This is a genomic window from Curtobacterium luteum, assembly GCF_014646995.1.
Lineage (GTDB): Bacteria > Actinomycetota > Actinomycetes > Actinomycetales > Microbacteriaceae > Curtobacterium > Curtobacterium luteum.
This window is the reverse complement of sequence record NZ_BMOI01000024.1, coordinates 1-2,427: the sequence shown is the minus strand read 5'-3', so window position 1 is coordinate 2,427 and position 2,427 is coordinate 1. Positions and strand designations below refer to the sequence as shown.

3 protein-coding genes are annotated in these 2,427 nt (G+C 61.8%); 1 reads left to right on the top strand and 2 read right to left on the bottom strand.

Annotated elements, in window-relative coordinates; all coding sequences use genetic code 11:
• A partial coding sequence (locus IEY20_RS16885) for a hypothetical protein (protein ID WP_188889344.1) occupies positions 1-919 on the top strand: 919 nt, incomplete at its 5' end.
• Positions 920-1,055: 136 nt separating this feature from the next.
• Here the strand turns inward: IEY20_RS16885 and IEY20_RS16880 are convergent.
• Together IEY20_RS16880 and IEY20_RS17450 are read right to left on the bottom strand one after the other, a co-directional pair.
• Positions 1,056-1,796 (bottom strand): acetoacetate decarboxylase family protein, encoded by a 741-nt coding sequence (locus IEY20_RS16880; RefSeq protein ID WP_175327241.1) that lies wholly within the window; start codon positions 1,794-1,796, stop codon positions 1,056-1,058.
• A 79-nt stretch (positions 1,797-1,875) separates the two neighbouring features.
• A complete protein-coding gene (locus tag IEY20_RS17450) occupies positions 1,876-2,142 on the bottom strand; it encodes a helix-turn-helix domain-containing protein (RefSeq protein ID WP_175327242.1) in 267 nt (88 codons plus the stop codon).
• Positions 2,143-2,427: the final 285 nt, after the last annotated feature.

Below are 2,427 nucleotides of genomic sequence, written 5' to 3'. Positions count from 1 at the left end.
CGCGCAGATCACGGTGTCGGTCACCGGCTCGGCGAACGGCGAGTCTGCAACGGTGACGAGCAATCCGGTTGGGCCAGCTGGGAGGGCGTTGCCGCTGTCTGCTCCGCTGTTCAACGGTGAGTCGGACGTCAGCCTGTCGCGCACGGTGACTGCGGGCGAGCGCTTCAGCTTCACGGGCTTGGGGGCCACGGGGAATCCAGCTCCGACCTACACGGTCACTAGCGATGCCAACGCGGACCGCAGCCTCCCTACCGGTGTCACCTTCAAGAACGGAACGCTTTCGGGCGTGCTGACCGATATCGGCTCACCTGAGATTGTGGTGACGGCGAAGAACTCACAGGGTCAGGCGGTCGAGCGGATCGAGCTCATCGTCAATCCCGCGAAGCCGGTCGGTTTGAAGGCGGTCGTGTCTCCGCAGCGGTGGGAGTCGAAGGACGCACCCGCGTGGGAGGTCGCTCCGGACGGTTCCGTCACGCAGTGGCTTACATCCGGGGAGAAGCCGGACGCAACGATCACGGCCAAGCAGGGCTCGACGCTTGAGGTAGACGTCGTGAAGGTGGACAAGTACGGCAATCCCGTCACCTCGCTGAAGCGCGTGTCGGTGACGTCCAGCATCGGCACTGACACGGTGAAGGCGCTGGGCCAAGATGACGCAACCATCACGTTCAATCACGCAAGCCCGCACGTCATTACGATCCGGCAGGACGGTTTCGTGAACACCTTCACGATCCAGGTCTCGCCGCAGACCGTCGCATCGCCCACGGCGACGCCGACCGCTGCGGCTACGGCAGACTCCCTCGCGTTCACTGGCGCGAACGTGGCTATGCCGATCGGAGTGGCGCTGGTCCTGTTCTTCATCGGCGGGACCCTGCTGATCTGGACCCACCTGCGGAAGCGCCGCATCGGTCGGCACGGCTAGCCGGGGCCGATGCGCGGGGCGGCAGAGCGAGGAGCTCTGCCGCCCCGTCCTACGTATCGGGCATGGAGGCCCGGCTTCTGCCAATACGAAGACGAACGGCGACTGGGAGAGCTCTCCCCCAACCGCCGTTCGCTGTTTAGTTGTACCGGTGGATAATTTCTGCTCCGCCTGGCACCCACTCCCCCTCAACATATTGGCAGCCTTGAATCTGCACGATAGGCAGGTCATCGAGTGGCGCCATGACATGCCCACGAAATGTGATGCGTGAGGGCGCTCGATATGCCTCTGTCAAAGCAAGTGCAGAGGGTTCCAAACTGAAGAGGCGATGCCGAACCGGTTCCCCCAGCAGCGGACTGCCGAGTATTTTCAGGTAGAACTTCGGCCGAGCAAAGAACGCCTCTGCTTCCGGAAGCGGTGCGGGATCGTGCTTGTAGGCAGCACTCCCCCACATGACCTCAGTGTCACCGATGCACAGGCTGAATTCGGTGGCGCTCTGCTGGTGCCGGATCGCGCCAATGCCGTGGAGCACGGGCTGGAGGTACATCTCCCGGTTTCCGAGCAGCGCCGGCATGCTGTCGGTGTAGACCGCGACGACGAAGTCGCCGACTGCCCCGCCAGGCGCTCGGCACTCGATGGCTTGTGCGACCTCGATGATGGGCTCGTCGCCGTACATGTCGTGGTATTGCGTGAGGTAGATGCTCGCGAGTGGGATGTCGGTGAGTTCGAGCGGCTCAGGGAGGAGCTTCCGCGCTCCGTGCTCGTCTGTGGCGTAGTCGATCCGCAGCACGGTTCGGCGATGAGCGATTGAACCGCGCCCCGAGATCACGGGCACATTTGCCGGCGTCGTAAAGAGCCGAAGAACGTCGGAAGCCAACACGACGCCAGCATAAGCAGATTCATAGGGACGCCGTGTCCAGCTGTCCCCCACCCGCACTTCAGTGAAAAGAACGGTCTACCTACTGGGCTGCCTCAATACCACGTTTTGCTGACGCTCGCGGCCCCGGTGGTGCAGATTCTCCCGGCGTATTCGAGGTGCTCTGGATGTGCTCGAGCACTTCATCTCGAACAATAATCCATTTCGACCCGATGTGATAAGCCGGGAGGTCTCCGTTTTGGAGATATTCGTAAACAGTTTTGTTGTTCAGCCCCAATATTTCCGCGAGTTCTCTCGCCGAAAGGATTGGTGGATAGCCATCAAAGAGCTGCTCAAGGCGCGTTGACATATTGACTCCGTGGGCAACGGGTGGAAGAGCACACATTACTGCACTTTGGTGCGGATACACCCTGAGTGGCACGATCCCCCGCGCAGTGGTGCGTTCTACGGCCCCCTACGACCCCTTTACGGGGGTGACCATGAACGGTTTAACCCCCGGTTTGGGCAGTTCTATTCCGTTTTGTCCCGTTTGGTCATACAGTTGTTCACGTACCACTGACGATCAGACGCGTCCGTGGGCGCGGCAGCGGGGACCGCATCTCCGCCGTCGCGGGGCATGAGCCCTACACAGCTG